Origin of the sequence: Arenibaculum pallidiluteum, assembly GCF_017355985.1 — a bacterium.
GTDB classification, from domain to species: domain Bacteria; phylum Pseudomonadota; class Alphaproteobacteria; order Azospirillales; family Azospirillaceae; genus Arenibaculum; species Arenibaculum pallidiluteum.
This window is the reverse complement of sequence record NZ_JAFIQU010000020.1, coordinates 72,486-96,171: the sequence shown is the minus strand read 5'-3', so window position 1 is coordinate 96,171 and position 23,686 is coordinate 72,486. Positions and strand designations below refer to the sequence as shown.

Annotated in this window: 20 protein-coding genes; 8 read left to right on the top strand and 12 right to left on the bottom strand. The window is 72.5% G+C overall.

Annotation, left to right across the window (positions count from 1 at the left end; translation table 11 throughout):
* Positions 1 to 10: 10 nt before the first annotated feature.
* Positions 11 to 1,213, bottom strand: a complete 1,203-nt coding sequence (locus JUB13_RS27080) for an aminotransferase class I/II-fold pyridoxal phosphate-dependent enzyme (RefSeq protein WP_207484834.1) — start codon at positions 1,211 to 1,213, stop codon at positions 11 to 13.
* A gap of 300 nt (positions 1,214 to 1,513) precedes the next feature.
* The gene (locus JUB13_RS27075) at positions 1,514 to 1,852 is read right to left on the bottom strand and encodes a P-II family nitrogen regulator (protein ID WP_207484824.1); all 339 of its coding nucleotides are present in this window, start codon (positions 1,850 to 1,852) and stop codon (positions 1,514 to 1,516) included.
* A gap of 291 nt (positions 1,853 to 2,143) precedes the next feature.
* Here JUB13_RS27075 and JUB13_RS27070 point away from each other — a divergent pair, with 291 nt between their 5' ends.
* A complete protein-coding gene (locus JUB13_RS27070) occupies positions 2,144 to 3,421 on the top strand; it encodes a UbiH/UbiF/VisC/COQ6 family ubiquinone biosynthesis hydroxylase (RefSeq protein ID WP_207484821.1) in 1,278 nt (425 codons plus the stop codon).
* Between the two features lie 91 nt (positions 3,422 to 3,512).
* Positions 3,513 to 4,472 carry a DMT family transporter gene (locus tag JUB13_RS27065; protein WP_207484817.1) on the top strand — a complete coding sequence of 320 codons (960 nt, stop codon included), beginning with the start codon at positions 3,513 to 3,515 and terminating at the stop codon, positions 4,470 to 4,472.
* Between the two features lie 136 nt (positions 4,473 to 4,608).
* Here the strand turns inward: JUB13_RS27065 and JUB13_RS27060 are convergent, their stop codons facing one another.
* The 4 genes from JUB13_RS27060 to JUB13_RS27045 all read right to left on the bottom strand — a co-directional run bounded on the left by JUB13_RS27060 (position 4,609) and on the right by JUB13_RS27045 (position 7,394).
* Complete coding sequence (locus JUB13_RS27060) at positions 4,609 to 4,953, bottom strand: hypothetical protein (protein WP_207484815.1); 345 nt, start codon at positions 4,951 to 4,953, stop codon at positions 4,609 to 4,611.
* Between the two features lie 129 nt (positions 4,954 to 5,082).
* Positions 5,083 to 5,619 carry an RNA 2',3'-cyclic phosphodiesterase gene (thpR, locus tag JUB13_RS27055; RefSeq protein ID WP_207484811.1) on the bottom strand — a complete coding sequence of 179 codons (537 nt, stop codon included), beginning with the start codon at positions 5,617 to 5,619 and terminating at the stop codon, positions 5,083 to 5,085.
* Positions 5,616 to 6,659, bottom strand: coding sequence for an NADP(H)-dependent aldo-keto reductase (locus tag JUB13_RS27050; protein ID WP_207484801.1), 1,044 nt, complete (start codon positions 6,657 to 6,659; stop codon positions 5,616 to 5,618). Before JUB13_RS27050 ends, thpR begins: the two co-directional genes overlap by 4 nt.
* 66 nt (positions 6,660 to 6,725) lie before the next feature.
* On the bottom strand, positions 6,726 to 7,394 hold the full coding sequence (locus JUB13_RS27045) for an arylesterase (protein WP_236025252.1): 669 nt from the start codon (positions 7,392 to 7,394) through the stop codon (positions 6,726 to 6,728).
* A gap of 16 nt (positions 7,395 to 7,410) precedes the next feature.
* On the opposite strand from JUB13_RS27045, the gene JUB13_RS27040 reads away from it, so the two are divergent.
* The 5 genes from JUB13_RS27040 (at position 7,411) to JUB13_RS27020 (ending at position 14,730) form a co-directional block, all read left to right on the top strand.
* Positions 7,411 to 8,130: an ABC transporter ATP-binding protein gene (locus JUB13_RS27040; RefSeq protein WP_236025251.1), complete on the top strand. Its 720-nt coding sequence runs from the start codon at positions 7,411 to 7,413 to the stop codon at positions 8,128 to 8,130.
* Positions 8,127 to 10,646, top strand: a complete 2,520-nt coding sequence (locus tag JUB13_RS27035; protein WP_207484785.1) for an ABC transporter permease — start codon at positions 8,127 to 8,129, stop codon at positions 10,644 to 10,646. Before JUB13_RS27040 ends, JUB13_RS27035 begins: the two co-directional genes overlap by 4 nt.
* Positions 10,647 to 10,768: 122 nt before the next feature.
* A complete protein-coding gene (locus JUB13_RS27030) occupies positions 10,769 to 11,488 on the top strand; it encodes a Bax inhibitor-1/YccA family protein (RefSeq protein WP_207484781.1) in 720 nt (239 codons plus the stop codon).
* A 96-nt stretch (positions 11,489 to 11,584) separates the two neighbouring features.
* The gene (locus JUB13_RS27025; RefSeq protein ID WP_207484780.1) at positions 11,585 to 12,973 is read left to right on the top strand and encodes a sigma-54-dependent transcriptional regulator; all 1,389 of its coding nucleotides are present in this window, start codon (positions 11,585 to 11,587) and stop codon (positions 12,971 to 12,973) included.
* 107 nt (positions 12,974 to 13,080) lie between these two features.
* Complete coding sequence (locus JUB13_RS27020) at positions 13,081 to 14,730, top strand: M20/M25/M40 family metallo-hydrolase (protein WP_207484778.1); 1,650 nt, start codon at positions 13,081 to 13,083, stop codon at positions 14,728 to 14,730.
* A 45-nt stretch (positions 14,731 to 14,775) separates the two neighbouring features.
* Here the strand turns inward: JUB13_RS27020 and JUB13_RS27015 are convergent, their stop codons facing one another.
* From JUB13_RS27015 to JUB13_RS27000, 4 genes are all read right to left on the bottom strand, one after another.
* A complete protein-coding gene (locus JUB13_RS27015) occupies positions 14,776 to 16,575 on the bottom strand; it encodes an ABC transporter ATP-binding protein (protein ID WP_207484776.1) in 1,800 nt (599 codons plus the stop codon).
* 155 nt (positions 16,576 to 16,730) lie between these two features.
* The gene (locus JUB13_RS27010; RefSeq protein WP_207484774.1) at positions 16,731 to 19,178 is read right to left on the bottom strand and encodes a hybrid sensor histidine kinase/response regulator; all 2,448 of its coding nucleotides are present in this window, start codon (positions 19,176 to 19,178) and stop codon (positions 16,731 to 16,733) included.
* A 23-nt stretch (positions 19,179 to 19,201) separates the two neighbouring features.
* Positions 19,202 to 20,071, bottom strand: coding sequence for a phytanoyl-CoA dioxygenase family protein (locus tag JUB13_RS27005; protein ID WP_207484772.1), 870 nt, complete (start codon positions 20,069 to 20,071; stop codon positions 19,202 to 19,204).
* Entirely contained in the window at positions 20,068 to 20,709 is a 642-nt protein-coding gene (locus tag JUB13_RS27000; protein WP_207484770.1) for an HAD-IB family hydrolase, read from the bottom strand. The genes JUB13_RS27005 and JUB13_RS27000 overlap by 4 nt, the downstream gene beginning before the upstream one ends.
* 148 nt (positions 20,710 to 20,857) lie before the next feature.
* Between JUB13_RS27000 and JUB13_RS26995 the strand changes: the two genes are divergently transcribed.
* The gene (locus tag JUB13_RS26995; RefSeq protein WP_207484768.1) at positions 20,858 to 21,829 is read left to right on the top strand and encodes a nucleoside hydrolase; all 972 of its coding nucleotides are present in this window, start codon (positions 20,858 to 20,860) and stop codon (positions 21,827 to 21,829) included.
* A 42-nt stretch (positions 21,830 to 21,871) separates the two neighbouring features.
* Here JUB13_RS26995 and JUB13_RS26990 read toward each other — a convergent pair whose 3' ends face one another.
* Together JUB13_RS26990 and JUB13_RS26985 are read right to left on the bottom strand one after the other, a co-directional pair.
* The gene (locus JUB13_RS26990) at positions 21,872 to 22,789 is read right to left on the bottom strand and encodes an ABC transporter permease (RefSeq protein WP_328703033.1); all 918 of its coding nucleotides are present in this window, start codon (positions 22,787 to 22,789) and stop codon (positions 21,872 to 21,874) included.
* Positions 22,786 to 23,670: an ABC transporter permease gene (locus JUB13_RS26985; RefSeq protein WP_207484766.1), complete on the bottom strand. Its 885-nt coding sequence runs from the start codon at positions 23,668 to 23,670 to the stop codon at positions 22,786 to 22,788. Before JUB13_RS26985 ends, JUB13_RS26990 begins: the two co-directional genes overlap by 4 nt.
* Between the last annotated feature and the right edge of the window lie 16 nt (positions 23,671 to 23,686).

Here is a 23,686-nt window from a genome sequence, read left to right as displayed (position 1 = left end):
TCCGTTCCGCTCAGAGCGCCTGCGCGATGCGCGCGCAGGCCTCGCCGACGACCTCCGCGTCGTGGACCAGGGCGACGCGGATATAGGGCACGCCCGCATTGGTCCCGTCGGGGCCGGGCCGCGTCAGGTAGGCGCCCGGCAGGACCTTGACCCCGGCCTCCTGCCAAAGCCGCAGCGCCGCCTGCTCGCCATCGCCGACCTCGAGCCACAGGAAGAAGCCCCCGTCCGGACGGCGGAATCCGAAGCGGCCGCCGAGCGCCGCCTCGGCCGCGTCGAACTTGGCGCGGTACAGCCTCCGGTTCTCCTCGACATGGGCGTCGTCGTCCCAGAGCGCGGCCGAGGCCGCCAGCGTCGGGAGGGGCACACCGGCCATGCCGTAGCTCCGGAGCCGGCCGTAAAGGCGCATCAGCTCGACCGGCCCGGCCACGAAGCCAGATCGCAGCCCGGCCGCGCTCGACCGCTTGGAGAGCGAGTGGAACACCATCACCCCGTCGAGGCCGCCGCCCATGGCGGCCGCGACCTCCAGCACGCCGGGGGGCGGCGTGCGGTCCCAGATCTCGGAATAGCACTCGTCCACCGCCAGGACGAAGCCGTGGCGGCGCGCCAGCGCGATGGCGCGCCCGAGATAGGCGCGGTCGGCCGCGGCGCCCTGCGGATTGGAGGGCGAGCACAGGTAGAAGAGTGCCGTGCGCGCCAGGAGCTCGGGCGATAGAGCGTCCAGGTCCGGCAGGAAGCCGGTCTCACGGTCGCAGGGCAGGAAGACCGGCTCCGCGCCCGCCATCACCGCCGCGCCCTCGTAGGCGGCGTAGAAGGGATTGGGCAGCAGCACCGCCGGAACGGCGCCGGCCTTGCGCTCGGGAACGGCAAGCATGGCCGCCAGGAACAGAGCTTCGCGCGTGCCCGAGACCGGCAGGACGCCCTCCTGCGGGTCCACCAGGGCGGCCGCGGCATCGCCGTAGCGGCGGCCGATCCATCGGACCGCGGAGCTGCGGAACTCGGGCGTGCCGAAGACCGGCGGGTACTTGCCCCAGAGATGGGCATTGGCGCGCAGCGTCTCCTCGATCAGGGCGGGCGGGGCGTGCTGCGGCTCGCCGATCGTCATTACGATCGGCTCCAGGTTCGAGCGCGGCGCGACGCCTTCGAGGAGCTGCGCCAGCCGGGCGAAGGGATAGTCGCGAAGCCGGTCGAGACGGGGATTGGCCAGAGGGATCATGCGCGGGGGACACCACCGGGTCGTGCGGCGCGGGGGCCGCGTACGGAACGGGAACGAGACTAGAGCGGGATCGTCCCGGACGGAACCCCGCCCGGTCGTGAACCCGCCCCGCACCTTACATCGGGATCGCGGCATCCGCCTCGGATCATTCCGGCCGGCCGGCCTGCCGCGCGCCCGCGGCCGCGCCCCTGCGTGCGCGGCGGCCGTCCATGATGCGCCGGAAGCGTTGAGATTTGGTGCAAAGGAAAAGGGCCCGGCGCGACGCGCCGGGCCCTCCGGAACCGGATGCGAGGGATCGTTTCAGAGCGCTTCGGCGTTCTGTTCGCCGGTGCGGATGCGGACGGCCTGGGCGATCTCCATCACGAAGATCTTGCCGTCGCCGATGCGCCCGGTGTTGGCCGCCTTCTGGATCGCCTCGACGACCTGATCGGCCATGGGATCGTCCACGGCGACCTCGACCTTCACCTTGGGCAGGAACGACACGGAGTATTCCGCCCCGCGGTAGATCTCGGTCTGGCCCTTCTGGCGGCCGAAACCCTTCACTTCGCTGACCGTGAGACCCTGGATACCCAGCGAGGTCAGCGCCTCGCGCACCTCGTCCAGCTTGAAGGGCTTGATGATGGCCATTACGAGCTTCATGGAGTTATCCCTCGTCGATGTTCGGCCGACCCCCCGCCGGGTCCGCTCCTTGTGTCCGCCGGGTCCCGAAGGACCGCCCGGGATCTCTTTTCAAGAAACGTGCCGGATATTGTGCCGCACCGCAACCGGCGCGGCAGGGATGGCCGGCGCCCGCTACCCCGTCCGACCTGCCCAGGATCAAGGCAGAAAACGCCTGATTTTTGTGCGCATGCCCGGCGTCGCGCCGGGGCGGATGCGGCAGGATGTCACGAAGTCCTGGACATCCGCGGCGCCGCTTCCGATTCTGCCGCCATGACCGACGCCCCAGCCCTTTTCCCCGGATCCGAGATCGCAGCGGACGTCCTCGTGGTGGGCGGTGGCCTGTCCGGCCTGACGCTTGCCTGCGCGCTCGCGGGGGCCGGCGTCCCGGTGGTCTGCGCCGACCGCGACCTTCCTGCCGTCCCGGGCACCGACGCCTTCGACGGCCGCACGACGGCGCTCGCCCTGGGCTCGCGCCGGGTGCTCGAAGGCGCGGGTGTGTGGCCGTACATGGCCGAGGCCGCCGAGGGCGGATCCATCTGGGACATCCGGGTCGCGGACAAGAACTCGCCGCTCTTCCTTCACTACGACCACCAGGATGTCGGTCTCGGCGCCATGGGCCACGTGGTCGACAACGCCACGATCCGGCACGCCCTGGCCGAACGTGCGCGGGCGCTTTCCGCCGAGGCGGGCGGCCGCCTCCTCCACCTCGCCCCGGTCGCCGTGACGGCGCTGGCGCGCGATGCGGGCGGGGCGACGGCCGAGCTGTCGGACGGACGCCGCGTGAGGGCGCGGCTGGTGGTCGGCGCCGACGGCAAGGATTCCTTCTGCCGCAAGCATGCGGGGATTGGGGTGACGCGCCTGCGCTACGGACAGACGGCGCTGATCTGCAACATCGGCCACGAGAAGCCGCATCACGGCATCGCGCTGGAGCATTTCCTTCCCAGCGGCCCCTTCGCCGTGCTGCCGCTGTGTCCGGTCGAGGGGGTTCCCCATCGGTCCTCGATCGTCTGGAGCCTGCGCGACGACATGCTGGCCCTGTACCGCGACCTTCCGGACGCCGCCTTTGCGCGCGAGCTGGAGCGGCGGGCGGGCCCCTGGCTGGGGACGATTCGCCCGGTCACCCGGCGCTGGAGCTGGCCGCTGGGCGTCATGCATGCCGAGCGCTACGTCGACGACCGGCTCGCGCTGGTGGGCGAGGCGGCCCATGCGATGCACCCCATCGCCGGCCAGGGCCTGAACATGGGCCTGCGCGACGTGGCCGCCCTGGCCGAGGCGGTGGTGGATGCGCGCCGGCTCGGCCTGGATCCCGGCGGGGCCGACGTACTGGCGCGCTACCAGCGCTGGCGCCGGTTCGACAATGTCAGCCTGATCGCGGTGACCGACGCGCTGACGCGGCTGTTCTCCAACGACATCGCGCCGCTGCGCCTGGCCCGCGACCTGGGCATGGCGGCGGTGCACCGGCTGCCGCCGCTCAAGCGCCTCTTCATGCGCCATGCCATGGGCATGGTCGGCCAGCTGCCCCGCCTGATCCGCGGCGAGCCGCTCTGAGGCCCGGGGGCAAGATCCGGGTCGCCCCACCGCCGGCCGGCGGCGCATGGTTCCCCGCTCGGGAAACGGCGGACGGACGGGAAGCATGGCGATGAGCGCTGCGCGGATGGGGGCGGGCGACTGGGCGCTTCTGGGTGTCCTCTCGGTGCTCTGGGGCGGGTCCTTCTTCTTCGCGAAGATCGCCGTGGCCGAGATCCCGCCCCTCACCCTGGCGCTGGGCCGGGTGGCGCTCGCCGCGGCGGCGCTCGGGATCGTGCTGCGGGCGCGGGGCCTCGCCATGCCGCGCGGATGCGGTCCATGGCTCGCCTTCGCAGGCATGGGCGTCCTGAACAACCTGGTCCCCTTCACCCTGATCTTCTGGGGCCAGACGCGGATCGGCAGCGGTCTGGCCGCCATCCTGAACGCGACCACGCCGCTCTGGGGCGTGGTGCTGGCCCATCTGCTGACCCGGGACGAGCGGCTGACGCCGGCGCGGCTGGGCGGCGTGCTCGCCGGATTCGCGGGCGTCGTGGTGATGGTCGGCCCGGCGGCGCTGGCCGGCCTTGGAGGCGAGACCGCCGCCCAGCTCGCCGTGCTGGGCGCGGCCCTGTCCTACGGCCTCGCCGGGATCTACGGCCGGCGCTTCCGCGGCCAGGAGCCGCTGGTCACGGCCATGGGGCAGGTGAGCATGACCACGCTGATGCTGGTGCCGCTCGCCCTGACGGTGGACCGGCCATGGACGCTGCCCATGCCGGGCCCCGCCTCCTGGGCCGCCCTGACCGGCCTTGCGCTGCTCAGCACGGCGCTGGCCTATGTGATCTTCTTCCGGATCCTGGCCCGGGCCGGGGCCACGAACGTGGTGCTCGTGACCTTCCTGATCCCTGTCAGCGCGCTGCTGCTCGGCACGCTGGTACTCGGCGAGCGGCTCGAGCTCCGGCATCTCGGGGGGATGGGGCTGATCGCCCTGGGCCTGGCCGCCATCGGCGGCCGGCTTCCGGTCCTGCCCGGGATCCGCGGTTCCTGGATCCGGCAGGCCGGATCGAGCAGGGCGGGACGGGGCAGGGCCGGATGAAGCTGGGTGCCGCCGGGGCCTCGCACACGGAAGCCGCCTCGCGGCGGCTTCGGGCACAAGGGCTGCCTCGCGGCGGCCAGGACACAAGCGCCGCCTCGCGGCGGCTCCGGGACGCCGCCCTGGGGCGGCGTCGGGCTCAGGCGCTCTTCGCGGCCCGGCGCTCGGCCTTCTTGGCGGTGACGAAGCTGTCGCGGCGGCCCATCTCGCGCTTCAGGCGCTGGACGGCCTTGGCATAGACCTGCTTCTTGCGCGCGATGCCCGCGTCGGCGGCGCCAGGCTTCTGGCCGCCACGGCCGTTCAGCGCGCGGCGGAAGCCGGCGATCTTGGTGCCGAGGGCCTTCTCCTTGCCGGCGACCTCGTCCAGCAGGCTGCGGAGCTGGTCGTCGGACAGGTCCACAATACCCGGACGGCGGGTGCGGCCGACGAGCTCGGCCTCGGAGGCACCGAGGATGCTCGTCTCGTCCTTGTTGCTATACGCCATGATCTCGTGACTCCCGATGAAGGGCACGGGAGATACACCGAAGCCCCCGGAAAGCCAAGGACGGAATCGTGCGCGGCCGCGCGATGGCACACCGCGCGCGCGACCGGCGCCGTGACTTGCCGGTCCCTTTCAGTCGAGCTCGTATTCCCGCAGCGGTACGTAGACGGGCCCGCCGTTGCCGGTGCGACTTTCGAAAAGCGTGAAATGGCGTATCGGGAAGGGCTCCGTGCGGAACAGCGCGCGCTCCTCCATGAAGCGGGCCACGCGCTCCGGCGGCGCGTCCTTCAGCCGGGCCAGGGTGACATGGGGGGAGAAGCGGCGCTCCTCGGGCGCAAGCCCCGCGCGCACCAGCGCGCTCTCGACCTTCTGGTTCAGGTGGACCAGGGCGTCGCTGCGCTCGACCCCCGCCCACAGGACGCGCGCCTTGCGCCCCTGGCCGAACTGGCCGACGCCGTCCAGCATCAGGTCGAAGCCCGGCGCCCGCACGGCCGCCAGCGCCAGGTCGATCTCGGCGAGGACGTCCTCGCCGACCTCGCCGATGAAGCGCACGGTCAGGTGCAGGTTCTCGGGCTCCGTCCAGCGGGCGCCGGGCACGCCGCCACCGAGCCCGGCCAGGCGCGCCCGTACCGGCTCCGGCAGCTCCAGCGCGACGAAGAGCCTGATCATGGGCAGGGGTCCGGGATCGCCTCGTGGGCCTCCTCGATCTCGGCCAGCACCTCCGCGGACAGCCGGAGCTCCCCCGCCGCGATGTTGGTCTTCAGGTGGTCCATGGTGGTGGCCCCGATGATCGCGGCCGTGACGAAGGGCTGAGACAGCACGAAGGCGATCGCCATCTGCGCGGGATCGAGCCCGTGCCGGCGCGCGATCTCCAGGTACCGGCGAGTCGCCGCGTCGGCGTTGACGCGGGCGTAGCGGGACTTGCGGTGGTCGATGGCGCGGCGCGTGCCCTCGGGCATCCGGCCGTCGAGGTACTTGCCGGTCAGGGTGCCGGCCGCCAGGGGCGAATAGGCCAGCAGCCCCACCTGCTCGCGGATCGCGACCTCGGCCAGGTCGCCCTCGAAGGTCCGGTTCAGCAGGCTATAGGCGTTCTGGATGGAGACGATGCGCGAGTAGCCGTGCAGCTCGGCCGCCCGCAGATAGGTCATGACGCCCCAGGCCGATTCGTTGGACAGGCCGACATGGCGGATCTTCCCGGCCCGGACCAGCCCGGCCAGCGCCTCGAGCGTCTCGGCGATCGGGGTTGCGCCCTCGTCGTCGCCGAGCGCGAAGCCTCGGGCGCCGAACCGGTTCGTCGATCGGTCGGGCCAGTGGAGCTGGTAGAGGTCGATGTAGTCCGTGCGCAGGCGCCGCAGGCTGTCCTCGACGGCGCGCACGAGGTTCGCGCGGTCCAGGCGCGGCTGGCCGTCGCGCACCCAACCGAAGCCGCCGGGGGAACGGCCGACGGCCTTGCTCGCCAGCACGATGCGGTCGCGACCGCCCCGGCTCGCGAGCCAGCTCCCGATGATCTCCTCGGTCCGACCGAAGGTCTCGGCCGTCGGCGGGATCGCGTACATCTCGGCCGTGTCCCAGAACGTGACGCCGCGCTCCAGCGCGTAGTCCATCTGGGCGTGGCCCTCGGCTTCGGTGTTCTGGCGGCCCCAGGTCATGGTGCCGAGGCAGATCTCGGTGACGGCCAAGTCGGTTCGGCCGAGGCGGCGGGTACGCATGGCTTGGCTTGCTCTTCTTCCGTTGGGGCGGCGCGTGGATGACGGGCGGCCGGGGCCGTCCGGGGCTCAGCCCTGGGCGGCGCGGACCAGCGGCTCCACGGCCGGGACGATCCGCTCGACGATCACCGCGACGCCGGCGGCGTTCGGGTGGATGCCGTCGGGTTGGTTCAGCTTCGGGTCGGTTGCGACGCCGTCCAGGAAGAAGGGATAAAGCGCGACATCGTGCTTGGCCGCAAGCTCCGGGAAGATCCGGTCGAATCTTTCGGCGAAGTCGCGGCCGAGGTTGCGCGGGGCGTACATGCCGGCCAGCAGCACCGGGATGCCGCGCTCCTTCAGCCGCGTCAGGATCGCGTCCAGGTTGGCCCGGGTCGCCGCCGGGTCGATGCCGCGCAGGCCGTCATTGGCGCCGAGCTCGACGATCACCAGCCCCGGCGAATCGGCCAGCGACCAGTCCAGCCGCGCCAGCCCGCCAGCCGTCGTGTCGCCCGAGACGCCGCCATTGATCACGCTGACGTCGTGGCCCCGGGCCTTCAGCGCCTGCTCGAGCTTCGTGGTGAAGCTCTCCTCCGGCGGCAGGCCGAAGCCCGCCGTCAGGCTGTCGCCCAGGGCCAGGATCCGCAGCGTGCCCGCCGCGCGAGCCGGCGTGGCCAGCACGAGCAGCGCCAGCACCGCCAGCAGCACGGTCGCGTTGAAAACGCGGCCCAGGGGGCCATATCCGCTGGGTGTTCCCCGCATGCTGCGAATTCCCGACATGATGAATGAAGCGATCGTCGCCCTGAGCGACGTGCAGTTGAAGGTGGAGAGCGAGGCCGGGACCGTCAACATCCTGCGGGGAATCGACCTCAGCGTCGGTCGCGGCGAGGTGCTAGGCGTCGTGGGTCCCTCGGGCTCCGGAAAATCGACCATGATGATGATCATGGCGGGCCTGGAGCGGCCGAGCTCCGGGCGCGTCATGGTCGCCGGCCAGGATCTCGGCCGCATGGACGAGGACGCGCTGGCGCGCTTCCGGCGCGACAATGTCGGCATCGTCTTCCAGTCCTTCCATCTGGTGCCGACCATGACGGCGCTGGAGAACGTGGCGATCCCGCTGGAATTCGCAGGCCGCGCCGACGCCTTCGAGCGCGCCCGTGAGCGGCTGGAGGCCGTCGGGCTGGGCCACCGCATCACGCATTATCCCGGCCAGCTCTCGGGGGGCGAGCAGCAGCGCGTCGCCCTGGCCCGCGCCTTCGCGGTCGAGCCCCGGCTCCTGCTGGCGGACGAGCCCACCGGCAACCTCGACGGCGAGACCGGGGCCAGGATCATGGCCCTGCTGTTCGAGCTCGCGCGGGAACGCGGGACCACCCTGGTGCTGATCACCCACGACGCGGCCCTGGCCGCGCGATGCGATCGGTCGGTGCGCCTGGTGGACGGCCGGATCGTCGGCCAGGACGCGGCGCCGGCGGCGCTCCAGGCGGTCGGCGGGCATCCATGATCGCACAGGCCTGGCGTCTGGCCCGGCGCGAGCTGCGTGGCGGGCTGCGCGGCTTCCGCATCTTCATCGCCTGCCTGGCGCTGGGCGTCGCGGCCATCGCCGCGGTCCAGTCGGTCGCGGGCGGCATCCTGGACGGGCTGCGCGAGGACGGCCGGGCCATCCTGGGCGGCGACATCGCCCTGCGCCTGATCTACCGCCCTGCGAGCGATGCCCAGCAGGACTGGCTGCGCGCCCGCGGGCGCGTGGCCGAGGGCGTCGAGATGCGCGCCATGGCGATCGCCGGCGAGGGCCGCTCGACCCTCGTCGAGCTGAAGGCCGTGGACGGCGCCTATCCCCTGTACGGCACGGCGACGCTGCGCGACGGCGCGCCGGTGGAGACGGCTCTGGCCCAGCGCGACGGCGCCTGGGGCGTTGCGGCCGAGGAGGCCGTCCTCGATCGGCTCGGCCTGTCCGTGGGCGAGCGGGTGCGGGTCGGCGACGCAGAATTCGTCCTGCGGGGCGTCATCGCCCGCGAGCCCGACAAGGCCGGGTCGGGCGCATTCACCCTGGGGCCGCGTCTGATGGTCCCGCTGGAGGCGTTGGCGCAGACCGGCCTCCTGCAGCCGGGCTCTCTGGTGAACTGGACCTACCGGCTGGCGCTGCCGCCGGGCAGCGACGTGGCGGCGGTCCGGTCCGAGCTGGCGGCCGCCTTCCCAGATGCCGGCTGGCGGGTGCGCGACTACACTGACGCGGCGCCGCAGCTCCAGCAGTTCATCAACCGTCTGGCCCTGTTCCTGACGCTGGTCGGGCTGACGGCGCTGCTGGTCGGCGGAGTGGGCGTGGGCAATGCCGTGCGCGCCTATCTCGATGGCAAGGTCGAGACCATCGCTACGCTGAAGACGCTGGGCGCCCCGGGGCGGCTGGTCTTCGCGACCTACCTGCTGCAGGTGACTGCGCTGGCCGCGATCGGGATCGCCATCGGCCTGGTAATCGGCGCGCTGGTCCCGCCGCTCGCCGCGGCGGCGCTCGAGGATGTCCTGCCGGTGCCGGCCCGGGTCGGGCTGCAGCCGGCGGCGCTGGTCACGGCGGCGGCCTTCGGCCTGCTGACGGCGCTGGCCTTCTCGCTCTGGCCGCTCGGCCGGGCCGGGGAGATCCCGGCGGCGGCCCTGTTCCGCGACGCCGTTGCGCCGGTTCGCGCCCTGCCGCGGCAGGCCTATGTGCTCGGGGCCGGCGCGTCCGCTCTCGGCCTTGCCGCGCTCGCCATCGCGACCGCTCCGGACCGGAGCTTCGCCGCCTGGTTCGTGGCCGGCGCCTTCGTGACCCTGCTGGCCTTCCGCGGCGCGGCCTGGCTGGTCACGCACGCCGCGGCGCGCGCGGGCCGCCCGCGCAACCCCGGCCTGCGCCTAGCCCTGGCCAACCTGCACCGTCCCGGCAACCCGACGGGTTCGGTCGTGCTCTCGCTGGGGCTCGGCCTGACGGTGCTGGTGGCGATCGCGCTGGTGGAGGGCAACTTCTCCCGCCGCCTGCAGGAGGCCGTGCCCTCCGGCGCGCCGTCCTTCTTCTTCATCGACGTCCAGCCCGACCAGCGCGAGCGCCTGTTCCAGGCCGTCCAGTCGGTGCCCGGGGCCGAGGGGCTGATGGCGGTTCCCTCGCTGCGCGGGCGCATCGCCACCGTGAACGGCGTCGAAGCCGAGAAGGCGGTGGTCGACCCGTCCGAGGGCTGGGTGGCGCGCGGCGACCGCGGGCTGACCTATTCGGCCGAGCTGCCCTCGGGCTCTCGCCTCGTGGCCGGCGAATGGTGGCCGCGCGACTATGCCGGGCCGCCGCTGATCTCGGTGATCGGCGACGTGGCGCGCGCCTTCGGCGTGGGCCCCGGCGACCGGCTCGGCATCACGATCCTGGGGCGCACGATGGAAGCGCGGATCGCCAATGTCCGCGAGGTCGACTTCTCGTCGCTGAACATCAACTTCGCCCTCGTCTTCGCGCCCGGCCTGCTGGAGGGAGCGCCCCAGACCTGGATCGCGACGCTGCGCGCCACGCCCGAGGCCGAGCCGGAGATCCAGCGCCTGGTTGCCCGCAGCTTCCCGAACGTCACCACCGTGCGCGTCAAGGACGCGCTGGACCAGGTCAACGCCCTGCTCGGCCAGATCGGGACGGGCGTGCGGCTGACGGCGGCCGTCACCCTGATCGCCGGCACGCTGGTCCTCGCGGGGGCGGTCGCGGCCGGGCACCGGCGCCGGGTCTACGATGCGGTGGTGCTGAAGGTGCTCGGCGCGACGCGGGGTGCGATCCTGCGCGCCTTCATGCTGGAATACGGGCTTCTCGGCATCGTCACGGCGGTGATCGCCGGCGCCATCGGCACGCTGGCCGCCTGGGCCGTGCTGATCGAGGTGATGCGCTGGGACCGCTGGGTATTCCTTCCTGCATCGGTGCTGGGTGTCGCCGCGCTGTGCACCGTGATCACGCTGGCCTTCGGCTTCGTGGGGACATGGCGGGCGCTCGGCCAACCGGCGGCGCCGCTGCTGCGCAACGAGTAGCCGGGCCGGACGGCGCACGAGGGCCGGCGCGGCGAAAGATCCTATCCGCCGAAAGGCGTTGAAAGCCCAGGCCATCCGGCTGATATAGTTGTCGCACTGTGCCCTTTCTTGCCGAGGCGACAATGGCGACCGGACCTTTCAACCGTTATGCGGCGCCCGGGCGTGTGGCGGATCAGGCCGTCTACGACGCCGGGCTGCGCACGCACATGCTGCGTGTCTTCAACTACATGACCGGCGGCTTGGCCGTGACCGGGCTGGTGGCCTTCATGACCAGCCAGAGTCCGGCGATGCTTCAGCTCATCTTCGGCTCGCCGCTGAAGTGGGTCGTGATGCTGGCTCCGCTGGCCTTCGTGTTCTTCATCTCCTTCCGGCTTCAGACGATCTCGTCCTCGACGCTGCAGGCGCTTTTCTGGGCCTTCTCGGCCGTGATGGGCCTGTCCATGGCGGCGATCTTCCTGGTCTTCACCGGGGCGAGCATCGCGCGGGTCTTCTTCATCTCTGCCGGCATGTTTGCGGGGACGGCGCTCTGGGGCTACACCACGCGACGCGACCTGACGGGCATGGGCAGCTTCCTGCTCATGGGCCTGATCGGCATCGTGATCGCGGGGCTGGTGAACATCTTCGTCGGCTCCTCGGCGCTCCAGTTCGCGATCTCGGTGATCGGCGTCCTGGTCTTCACCGGCCTGACCGCCTTCGACGTGCAGCGCATCAAGGAGACCTTCGACGAGAACTGGGGCGTCGAATCCAACAACAAGCTCGCCATCTTCGGCGCGCTGTCGCTGTACCTGAACTTCATCAACCTCTTCACCTCGCTGCTGAACCTCTTCGGCCAGCGCGAGTAGGCGACCCGGCCCGCGGCCGCACCCGGCGCAGCCGGGACGGCCGCGGGCCCCCGCCTGCGGGCCGTGGCCCGCCAGCCAGCCCATCCACCTGCGCCCATGGGGAGCATCATCTCCGACGCCTCGGTCCTGCTGGTCGAAGACACGCCGTCCCTTGCGCGCGTCTACGCCGAATACCTGAAGAAGGACGGCATCGCCGCCCAGACGGCCGAGACCGGGCGCGCTGCCCTGGCTGCCCTGCGCGAGCGTCCGCCCCAGCTCCTGCTCCTGGACCTGAACCTTCCCGACATCAACGGGATGGAGATCCTGCGGGACATCCACGAGCAGGCGATCCCCGTCGCCACCGTGGTGATCACCGCCCATGCCTCGGTGAACCTGGCGGTCGAGGCGATGCGCTACGGCGCCTACGACTTCATCGTGAAGCCCTTCACTGCGGACCGGCTGCTGATCACGGTCCGCAATGCGCTCGAGCACCGGCGCCTGGCACAGATCGTCGACCGGTTCGCCGACGATCTCGGGCGCGAGCGATACCACGGCTTCATCGGCTCCTCGCTCGCCATGCAGGCGGTTTACCGGATCATCGACAGCGCCGCGGGCTCGCGCGCCACGGTCTTCATCACCGGCGAATCCGGCACCGGCAAGGAGGTCTGCGCCGAGGCCATCCACCGCCAGAGCCCGCGCCGCGACGGGCCTTTCGTCGCCATCAACTGCGGGGCGATCCCAAAGGACCTGATGGAGAGCGAGATCTTCGGCCATGTGAAGGGCGCCTTCACCGGGGCCACCTCCGACCGCGAGGGTGCGGCCGGACGAGCCGACGGCGGCACGCTTTTCCTGGACGAGATCTGCGAGCTGGAGCCCAACCTCCAGACCAAGCTGCTGCGCTTCATCCAGACCGGGACCTTCCAGAAGGTCGGGGGAACGCGGCTCGAGAAAGTGGATCTGCGCATCGTCTGCGCGACCAACCGCGACCCGCTGAAAGAGGTCGAGGAAGGGCGCTTCCGCGAGGATCTTTACTACCGGCTCCACGTGATCCCGCTGCACCTGCCGCCCCTGCGCGAGCGCGAGGACGACGTGGTGCTGATCGCGCGCAACTTCCTGGTCGACTACGCCCGCGAGGAGGGCAAGCGCTTCAAGCGCTTCGATTCCATGGTGGAGGCGATCATCCGGGCCTATCCCTGGCCCGGCAATGTCCGCCAGCTCCAGAACGTGCTGCGCAACATCGTGGTGCTGCACGACGACGAGACAGTCTCGCCCGCCATGCTTCCCCCACCCCTGTCCGAGCGCTGCGCGGCGCCGGTGCAGCCGCGTGCGGCCGCGGCACCGCAGCCTCAGCCCGTGAGGCCGCTCTGGATCGTCGAGAAGGAAGCGATCGAGAGTGCCATCGCCGCCTGCGACGGCAACATTCCGCGCGCCGCGCATCTTCTCGGGATCAGCGTCTCGACGATCTACCGCAAGCGCCTGTCCTGGGAGGCCGAGGGCCGGGCCTGACCGGGAGTGGCCTGACCGGTGCTGACCGGCCCTTGGCGTCGGCGGCTTGAACCGGCGCCGCCGCCGGCCCAGACTGCGGGATCACCGCAGCCAGACCGGACCATATCATGACCGCCGACGCCGTTCCGCCCGCCGCCCGGTGGGCGATCGCCCTGACCGAGATCCCGAGCGTGACCGGGACGCCGGACGAGGCCGGCTTCGCCGACCGCCTGGCCGCGATGCTGCGGGCCAGCCCCGCCTTCGCCGGGCGTGCCGGCGATGTCTGGACCCTGCCGGTGCCAGGCGTGCCCGAGGGCCGCGCCTGCGTCTGCGCCCTGCTGCGCGGAAGCGGCCCGCGCACCGTGGTGCTGACGGGGCATTTCGACACCGTCCATGTCGAGGATTACGGCGACCTGGCGCCCTTGGCCTGCCGGCCCCACGAACTGAAGCCCGCCCTGGCGGCGCGGCTGGCTGCCTCGGCCACGACGGATGCCGAGCGAAGGGCCCTGGGCGATCTCGCCGGGCCGGACTTCCTGCCCGGGCGCGGGCTGCTCGACATGAAGTCGGGCCTGGCCGCCGGCATCGCGGTGCTGGAGGAGGCGGCGCGGGATCCCGCCCGCCAGGGCAACCTGCTGTTCCTCGCCGTCCCCGACGAGGAGGTGAACTCCGCCGGGGCGCGCGCCGCGGCGCCGGCCCTGGCCGGCATCGCAAGCCGCCTCGGGCTCGAGATCGCTGCGGCGATCAACCTGGACGCGCTGGTCGACGACGGCGACGGCACCATCGGCCGGGCGGTCGCCCTCGGAACGATCGGGAAGCTGCTGCCAAGCGCCCTGGTGGTCGGCCGCGCCGTGCATGCCTCGGACGCCTATCGCGGGCTCGGGGCCGGGGCCATCGCCGGCGCGCTAGCTGCCGACCTGGAATGGGCGCCCGAGCTGTCCGAGCGCACCGAGGACGAGGTCACGGCGGGCTTCTCCCTGCTGGGCATGAAGGACGGCAAGCGCGGCTACGACGTCACGACCCCGGAGCGGGTCTGGATGTTCTGGAACCTGATGGTCCAGGACCGCGGCCCTGAAGAGATCATGTCGATCCTGGAACGCCTGGCCGGCGCCTCGGTCGCGGGGCTCGTCGACCGGCTCGGCGCGCGCAGCGCGGCGGCGCTCGGGGCGCAGGCCGCGGAACAGGCTGGGGCGCCGCTGCCGGTCGCGGTGATGACCTATGCCGATCTCCGGCGCCGGGCCGAGGCGCGCGTGCCCGGCGCCGCCGGCATCCTGGCCGAGGCCGCGGCCGACGCCGTGTCCCGCGGCCTGGACCTTCCGGAGCAGTGCCGCGTGCTCACCGAGCGGACCTGGGACCTTTCCGGCCTGTCGGGGCCTGCGGTCGTGCTCGGCTTCGCATCGATGCCCTACCTGCCGACGCGCCTCCTCGGCGAGGATGGCCGGCGGCTCGAGGCGGCTGCCCGCGAGGCCGCGGCGGAGGTCGCAGGCCGCCGTGGCACGTCGATCCGCACGCTGCGCTACTTCCCCGGCATCTCGGACATGAGTTTCCTCGGCCAGGCGGACGAGGGTGCGATCGCGGCCGTCGCCGGGAACACCCCCGCCTGGGGCGCGGGGATCCCCTGGCCCGAGGGGCCGGCCCTCGGCGGGGTGCCCATCGTGAATGCCGGACCCTGGGGCCGCGATTACCACACGCCGCTGGAGCGCCTGCACGCGCCCTACGCCTTCGAGGTTCTGCCCGAGCTGGTGGGCGGCATCGCGCGCCGCGTGCTCGCCGCGGACTGAGCTCCCGGCGGGGGCCAACCGGCCCCCGCCCGCGGATCCTTCCCCTCAGGCCGCGTTCGCGGCCTCGCCCTGCGCCGTCTCCGCACCGGCGGCCTTCCGCCACAGGGTGCGGAAGCCCTCCTGGCGCTGCAGCAGTTCGCGCAACGTGCCCTGGTCGAGGATTCGGCCCTTCTCCATTAGCACGATGCGGTCGAAGCGCGGCAGCAGGTGCAGGCGATGGATCGACGAGACGATGGCGGCATCCGGGAAATCGGCCATCAGGTTGTCATAGACCTGCGCCTCGGTGCCGGGGTCCAGGCTGCTGGTGGGCTCGTCCAGCATCAGGATCGAGCTCCGGCGCGCGGCCAGGATGCCGCGCGCCAGGGCCAGGCGCTGCTTCTGCCCGCCGGACAGGTTGCCGCCGCGCTCGACCACGGGGGTCCGCAGCCCCGCCGGCATCATCGACAGAACGGGGGTCAGGCAGGCGAGCTCGGCCGCGCGCAGCACCTCCTCCTCCGAATGCTCGAGGCCCATGGTCAGGTTGTAGGCCAGCGTGTTCTCGAAGATCTCGGGGTCCTGCGGGATCAGCGTTGTCACGGCCGCGAGGTCCGAAAGCCCCTCGACCGGCTGCCCGTCGACGCGGAAGGAGGCCCGGTCGGCCTCGTAGAGGCCGGCCAGCACCCGCATCAGCGAGCTCTTGCCGGATCCGCTCTCGCCGACCAGCGCCACGCGCTCGCCGCGCCGGATCGCGAAATCGACCGCGTCCAGGGTCGGCGCGGTACCCCGGCCGTTGGGATGACGGAAGGCCAGCCCCTCGACCCGGATCTCGCGCCATGCCGCCGGGGCGGCGACGGCGGCCCCGCGCCGCTCCTGCGCCTCCAGGATCTCGTCGGCCCCGGCCAGGTCGGTCCCGTTGCGCACCATATCCTGCCACTGGTTCGCCAGCGCCCCGACCACGTCGCCGATCTGCTGGGCGTACTGGTGCACCATCACCGCCGTCCCGACCAGGATCAGCCCGTCCTGCCGCCAGGCCAGCCAGCCGTAGAAGCCGACCAGCAGCACGCGCAGCACCTGGCCGAGCAGCTCGATCGTGCACCACTTGGCCTCGTTCACGACGATGTTCCGGCGCAGTGGCGCGAAGACCTCGTGCAGCCGGGCGGCGAGCGCGCCCCGCATCGCATCGCCCAGGCGCAGGGTCAGCACTGTGCCGACATTGCCGAGCCCATCGACCATCTCGGCGGCGTAGCGGCGCTCGGCCCGGTTCTCGGCCTCGATCAGCCGCGCCATGGTGCGGTCCAGCCGCAGCACCACCAGCCCGACCAGGGCATAGGCCAGGACGGCGGCGCCGGCCACCGGCAGCGAGATCAGCGCCAGCGCCCCGAGCGGACCGAACAGGCCGACCGCGTTCTGCAGGTAGGTGTACTGGTTCTGCGAGAAGCCCGAGAGCGCGGCATTGGCCTTGCCGACCCGGCTGATGGTTTCGCCGGAATGATGGGTCTCGTGCCACTGCATGGGCAGGCGCATCAGCTTGCCGTAGACGGTATCGGCGAAGCGCTCGCGGATCCGCAGCGAGGTAAAGCGCTCCAGCACCCGGCCTGGGCCGTGCAGCAGCCAGGCGCCGACGCCCGCCGCCAGCATCAGCCCCAGCGCCGTGGCGGCCCCGGCGATGTCCTGGGCGCGCGTGTCCTGCAGGTGGTTGACGGCCGAGCCGAAGAAGTAGGGCACCAGCAGGCGCGCCGCCTGGGCCAGCGCCAGCATGGCGAAGAAGGCGACGACCAGGTGCCGGCTGCCGGCGGCATAGCGCCACAGGGCCGCATACAACGTCAGCATGCTGCCGCGCCGGACGGCATCGGGACCCTGCTTCATGGCTTTTCCGGAAGGAAGGGGGATGGGAGCGCGCCTATATGGCCACAGCCCGGCCCGCCGGCCAGTGACGGTCGTCACGCTTGCGCAACTATCTGTCGCGAACCCGGACGCCCGGCACCCCAAGGGCGCCAGGCTCCCCTGCGCCGCCGGAGCCGCTATGCCGCCGGATGGATGCCGCGCATGGCCTCGGCCGTCCTGCGGCCGAGTTCCGGCAGCGCTGCGGCGAGCGCGGCGGCGCGGTCCGTCTCGGCGCCCTTGCAGGCGCGCTCGATCTCGCGGGCGGAGTCCGCCAGCCCGGCCGCGCCGAAAGTGCCGGCGCTGCTCTTCAGGCTGTGCGCCTCGCGCGCCAGCAGGCCGAAGTCACCCTCCGCGCCGGCGGCCGCCATGGCGTGCACGCGCGCCTCGGCCTCGCGCAGGAAGGCTTCCGTCAGGTCGGCAACGACCTGCGGGTCCAGGTCGGCTGCGAGCTGCGCCAGCACGGCGCCGTCGACCAGCCCGTCCTCGGCCCGGGGCGTCTCGGGCAGCCAGCGTTGCACCGTGTCGAGAAGCTGCCGCGTGCCTACGGGTTTCGCGAGATAATCGTCCATGCCGGCCTCCAGGCAGCGCTCGCGGTCGCCTTCCAGCGCACCGGCGGTCATCGCGACGATCCGCAGCCGCCCCAGGGGCGGCGGCAGCGCCCGGATCGCGCGTGCGGCGCCATACCCGTCCATCTCCGGCATGGCGACGTCCATCAGCACGAGATCATAGGGCACCTTGCGCACGGCCTCCACCGCCTCCACGCCGTTGGAGGCCACGTCGACCCGGTAGCCGGCCTTGCGGAGGACGGCCGCCGCGAAGAGCTGGTTGGCTGCGCTGTCCTCGACGACCAGCAGGCGCCGCCCCGCGCCCGTCGGCGGCGCTGGCGCCTCGGGGGCGGCGGTGCCGCTGAGCGCCGCGAGCAGCGCCGCCTGGCGCACGGGCTTGGACAGCGTGGCGGCGAAGCCCGCGGGCGGGCCGTCGGCCCGCCGGTCGATCACCGTCATCAGCACCAGCCGCCCGACCGACAGGGCACGCAGTCCCTCGCTCAGGTCGTCGCGCACGCCGGCCGTCGGCAGCGCCCCCTCGTCCGCCAGCGCCACGTCGAAGGGCCGCCCGCCGGCGGCGGCGATCCCGGCGGCCGCCAGCGCCTCCTCGCTCGACGGGGCGGCCGAGACGCTGGCCCCCCAGGAGCCCAGCAAGGTGGACAGCGTCCGCCGGACCAGCGCCGTCGGCGACACCAGAAGGACCCGGCTGCCCGGCGGCATCGCCGCCTGGCGGTCCTTCCGGCCGCGCCGCGGCAGGTCCAGCTCCAGCCAGAACAGGCTGCCCTCGCCCGGGCGGCTTTCGAACCCAATGCGCCCGCCCAACAGCGCCGTCAGGCGCCGGGCGATCGCCAGCCCCAGCCCCATGCCGCCATGGCGCCGCGCAAGCCCCGCCTCCGCCTGGCTGAAGTCGCCGAACAGCTTGTCCCGGTGCTCGGGCCGGATGCCGATCCCGGTATCCTCGACCTCGAAGCGCAGCCGGGCCATGCCAGCCTCGCCCGGCATCTCGCCGACGGTCAGCGCCACCGCGCCGCGCTCGGTGAACTTGACCGCGTTGCCGCCGAGGTTCAGCAGGATCTGCCGCAGGCGGCCGGCATCGCCGGTCAGCGCGCGCGGCACCCCGGCCGGAACGCAGCAGACGAGGTCGATCCCCTTGGCCGCCGCCTGCGCGCCGAGCAGCCCGGCGACGCTCTCCACCAGCTCCACCAAGTCGAAGGGTCCGGGCTCGAGTGTCAGGCGGCCGGCCTCCAGCCGCGCCGCATCCAGCATGTCGTTCAGGATCATCAGCAGCGCTTCCCCGGCATCGCGCGCGGTCTGGGCGAAGCTCCGCTGCTCGGGCGTCATCGGCGTGTCGAGCAGAAGCCCGACCATCCCGAGCACCGCGTTCAGCGGCGTGCGCACCTCGTGGCTGATCATGGCCAGGAACTCGGCCTTCACGCGATCCGCGGCGGCGGCGGACCGGCGCGCCCGCGCCCTGTCGCCGCGCGCCTCGGCGAGCGCCGCCTGGGCATGCTTCAGGTCGGTCACCTCGATCCCGCAGGCCAGGTACCCGCCTCCGGTAAGCTCCCGCCGCAGGATCCTGAACATGCGCGCGTCCGGTCCCGCGACCTCGCCCTGCTCGCCCTCTTCGCGCCCCGTCCCGGCCAGCCCGGACAGGGCGGGAAGCATGGCCTCGGCCGCGGCATTCGCTGCCAGCGCGCGGTCCTGCGCATCGAGCAGCGCTACCGGAAAGGGCAGTGCGTCCAGGACGGCCTGGAGGGGCGGGAAGGCTGGAACGGGCTCCGCCGCGGCCAGCACCTCCAGAGTCATCTCCGGGGGGGACTCATGCGACGATCCGGCGGGCGCTTGCGTCTCCGCCGGTCCGGCGGCACGCCGGCCCAGGAGCACCCAGGCCAGCAGGCCGGCCACCAGCGCGGGCAGCACCGCGCGGATCGGCGCCGGCACGCCCGGCGGGACCAGCAGCTCGCCCGCCGCCGCCGCGGCCAGCACCGCGAGCGACAGCACCAGGACGTGGCGGAGCCGGTCGGGCTTGGAGCCGGGCATGAGCGGGCGGCGCCGGGCCGGCCTCAGGCGAAGCCGCGCAGGGGCAGGTCCGGGCGGCGCTGCAGCCAGTTGTCGGCGGGATAGGCTGCCGATCCGTCGACCGCATGGAGCGTGTAGGCCTGGCGCGAGTGCGGCGAGCGGTTCGGCGCGCTCCGGTGCGGCAGCAGCCCGTGCAGCACGACCAGCGTGCCCTTGGGCGCCTCAAGCGGGATCCAGCCCTCCTCGGGCCAGGGCGCCGCGTCGAGCTCGTCATGGCCGACGCCCCCTTCGGGCCGGCGCCGGAAGCGGCGCCGCAGCGGGCCGCGGTGCCCGCCGGGCAGGGCCCACAGGCACCCGTTCTCGGCCCTCGCATCCTCCAGCGCGAACCAGAAGCCGGTGACGCTGACCGGCTCGGTGTAGAGGTAGGTGGCATCCTGATGGGGCGACACCTCGCCGCCGACGAAGGGCTGCTTAAAGATGTACATGGACTGCAGCAGCCGCGGGTCGCGCAGCCCGGCCGCGGCGGCGATGGTGGCCAGCCGCGGGTCGCGCGAGAAGCGGTCGAAGACGGGGTCGAGGTCGTGCAGCGCGTGCCCGACCTTGTTGATGGCGAGCTCCTTGGCGCGCGTCAGGCGTCCCTCGGCATCGAAGGCGTCCTCCTCGAAGAAGAAGCGCACCTTGTCGCCGGATTCCAGGATGTAGCGGTCGAAGGTCGCATCCTGGTTCCGCGACGAGAAGACCGAGGCGAGGCCCGCTGGATCGAAGTCCGCGACCAGCTCGGCCATGCGCGCGCGCAGCGCGTCGCAGGCCGCCTCGTCGGCGAAGCGCTCGATGACCAGGAAGCCGTCGCGGACGAAGCGCCGGGCCAGCGATTCCGGGTCCGATGCGCGCGCCTGTCGGGCTTCCTGGCTCATATCACCGTCCTGTGCTTCAGCAGCGCCAGCATGGGCAGGTCCGAGGGCCGGTTTCCGTAGCCCCAGCTCTCCCCGAAGGGACCGTGCTCGTGCAGATAGGCGGCGACCCGGTGCGCCTTGGTGGCGCGCACGCAGTTGCCGCCCTGCATGCGCCCGGTCAGCACCCCGTCGACGCATTCCAGCCCGGTGGCGAGCAGCGCATCGACCTCCAGCTCCGCCAGCAGCTCGGGCATGTAGAGCTCCAGCGCGCCGGTCGCGACCACGACGCGCCGGCCCGCGTCCTTATGGCGCCTGAGGTGATCGAGCACCCGCCGGTTCCATCGCGGCCAAGCCGCCAGCCGCCGCGCCGCCGCCTGCGCCTCCTCCATCCGCACGCCCGCCAGGAGCTGGTGCAGGAGCGAGGCCTTCACCGCCGTGCGCAGGTCGGGCACCGCGGGGCTGCGCGGCTGGCGCACCGCGGCCTTGACCGCCCGCGCCAGCGCCCAGCGCACGCGGCGGCGTCCGGCCAGCTCGCCCAGGAATGGCAGCAGGCTGTCGCCCTTGACCAGCGTGCCGTCGAAATCGAAGAAGGCGATGCCCTGCACGGTGCGGCCCGGCTGCGGAACTGCCCGGAGCGGATCGCGGTCTGGTGTCGACACCCGATCGCGGGAATCCGCCCCACCACGGCAGGTTGAGAGTGGCTCGCGCTTCACTGCGAAGCCCGACCCGCTCTAGGCATACTCCGTGCGCGCCCAAGGAACAAGCCGCGGGACGACAAGCCGCGCCGCCGGCGTGTAGTGTCGCGCGATGCCATCCACACCCCTGCCCCCCGGCTCCCTTCCCCGCCGCATCCTGATCGACACCGATCCCGGGCAGGACGACGCCGTCGCCCTGATGCTGGCCTGCGCCTCGCCGGACGAGCTCTCCATCGCGGCCGTCACGGCCGTCGCCGGCAACGTCGCCCTGGCCCTGACCGAGCGGAACGCCCGCGCCGTGCTGTCCTTCTGCGGGCGGCCCGACATCCCGGTCCATGCCGGCGCGGCGGCTCCGCTGCGCCGCCCGCCCGAAACGGCCGAGCACATCCACGGCCGCACGGGGCTCGAAGGCCTCGTCCTGCCCGAGCCTGCGCAGCCGCCGGCCCCCGGCCACGCGGTCGACGCCATCCTGGCCGCAGCGAACGCCACGGGACCGGGCGGCCTGACCCTGTGCTGCCTGGGGCCGCTGACCAACCTCGCCCTGGCCCTCGCCCGGGATCCCGGGTTGGCCGCGCGCCTGCGCGAGGTCGTCGTGATGGGCGGCAGCGTCTTTCGCGGCGGCAATGCGAGCCCCGCGGCCGAGTACAACTTCCTGGCCGACCCGCATGCCGCGGCTGCGGTCATGGCGAGCGGGGCGGCGGTCACGCTCGTGCCCCTGGACGTGACGCACCGGGCGCTGATCGGCCCCGCCGAGCTGGCGCGGCTGCGCGGCCTGGGGAACCGGGCCGGGGCGGCGGTCGCGGGGCTGATGGACCGGCCCCGGCGCTACTCGGTCGAGCGCTACGGGGCCGAGGGCGTGGCCCTGCACGACCCCTGCGTGATCGCCTGGCTGCTGGCACCCGGGCTCTTCGCGGGCCGGCACGTCAACCTGGAGGTCGAGACCGAATCCCCGCTGACAGCCGGCATGTCCGTCGCGGACTGGTGGGGAGTGACACACAGGCCAGCCAATGCGCTGGTCCTGAATGCTGTCGACCGGGCGGGCTTCTGTGACCTGCTTGTGGAGCGGCTGGCGCGGCTGCCCTGAGGCCGCCGGCGCCGCGTCACTGGCGGGGGCGGCGGGGGCGGCTCAGGCCCTGCGGCGGCGGCGCGCGATCTCGTAGGCGACGGCACCCAGGACGGTCAGCGCGATCAGGATCAGAGACAGGGCGTTGACCGCGGGCGTCAGGCCGGTGCGGACCTTGGACGCGATGTAGACCGTCAGCGTCGTGTCCAGCCCGCGCACGAAGATCGTGGTGTTGTAGTTCTCGAAGCTCTGCAGGAAGGCCAGGAATGCCGCCGACAGCACGGAGGGCATCAGGTAGGGCAGGGTGATGCGCCGGAAGGTCTGAAGATGCGTGGCCCCGAGGTCGAGCGCGGCCTCCTCCTGCGCGGGGTCGAAGCGCTGCAGCCGGGCCGTCACCAGCAGCATGGCATAGGCCGCGATGAAGCTGGACTGGGCCATCACGGTCAGGAAGATCCCCCCGCGCACGTCGAGCCAGCGGTCCCAGAAGATCAGCGTCGAGATGCCGATGATCACGCCAGGCGTCAGCAGAGGCGACACCATCACCGCATAGAGCAGCGTGCGTGCCCGGCCATGCAGCCGCCACAGCAGCAGCGCCGCGGCGAGCCCGGTCGGGACCGCCAGTGCGACGACGCCCACCGCGACGGCGAGGCTCGTCCACAGCGCGCGCCAGAGCTGGGCGTCCCGGAACAGCACGCCGAACCAGTCCAGCGTGAAGCCCAGCCACGGCGTAACCGTCGGGAAGCGGCTGGTGTTGAAGGTCGCCGCGGCCATCACCGCCAGCGGCAGGAACAGGTACGCGAAGAAGGCGACCATCCACAGGCCCAGCAGGCCGCGGGCCAGGCGGTCCCCGGCCGGCACCGCGCCGTGGGCCGGCACGGCTGCCGCGGCGCGCCCGGGCAGGTCCGCCGCCGTCCGTGCGTCGGCCGTCCGTGCATCGGCTGCTTGTGCGTCGGCTGCCCGTGCATCGGCGGGGGCCGTCACTTCGCCATCTCCCCGATGCCGACCCGGAACAGGCGCATCATCAGCAGGATGAAGCCCACGCACAGGACCAGGAGGATGAAGGCGTAGGCCGCACCCTGGTTCCAGTTCCCGCCCTCGAAGAACCAGTTGTAGATGATCTCGGTGAACCAGCGGCTGCTCGGGCCGCCCAGGATCGCGGGCACGGCGTAGCTGCCGGCCGCCAGCATGAAGGTCATCACGCAGCCCACGGCGATGCCGGGCCGGGCATGGGGAACCACGACGCGCCAGTGGATGCGCGGCCAGGACGCGCCCAGGTCGCGGGCCGCCTCGATCTGCGCGCGGTCCAGCGTCTCGATCGCGTTGTAGATCGGGAAGACCATGAACAGGACGTACACGTACACCATGCCCAGGATCACCGCCCCGGGCGTTCCAAGCCAGCGCTGCGGCTCGTCGATGAGGCCGAGCGTCATCAGCACGGCATTCAGCGGCCCGTTATAGGCCAGGATCACATACCAGGCGAAGGTGCGCAGCAGCTCGTTGATCCAGAAGGGAATCACCAGCAGCAGCATCAGCGTGGCCAATCGCCGCCGCGGTGCGACCTGGGCCATGTAGAAGGCGACGGGATAGCAGACAGCCAGGGTCGACAGTGTCACCAGCGCACTGGCCCAGATGGTCTGCAGGAAGATCCCGCGATGGACGGTGTTGCCCCACAGCGTGGCGTAGTTGCGGAGGGTGTGGACGTCCTCCGGGCCGCCGAGCTTGGACGGCGGAAGCATGGGCCGGAACGAGAAGTCCACCATCAGAAGCTGCGGCAGCACGATCAGCACGACGATCCAGAACGCCGTCAGTGCCGTGATCGCCGCCGTCAGCACCGGCCCGTAATGGCGGAGCGCCGCCCTCATGCGGCGCTCCGCGGGG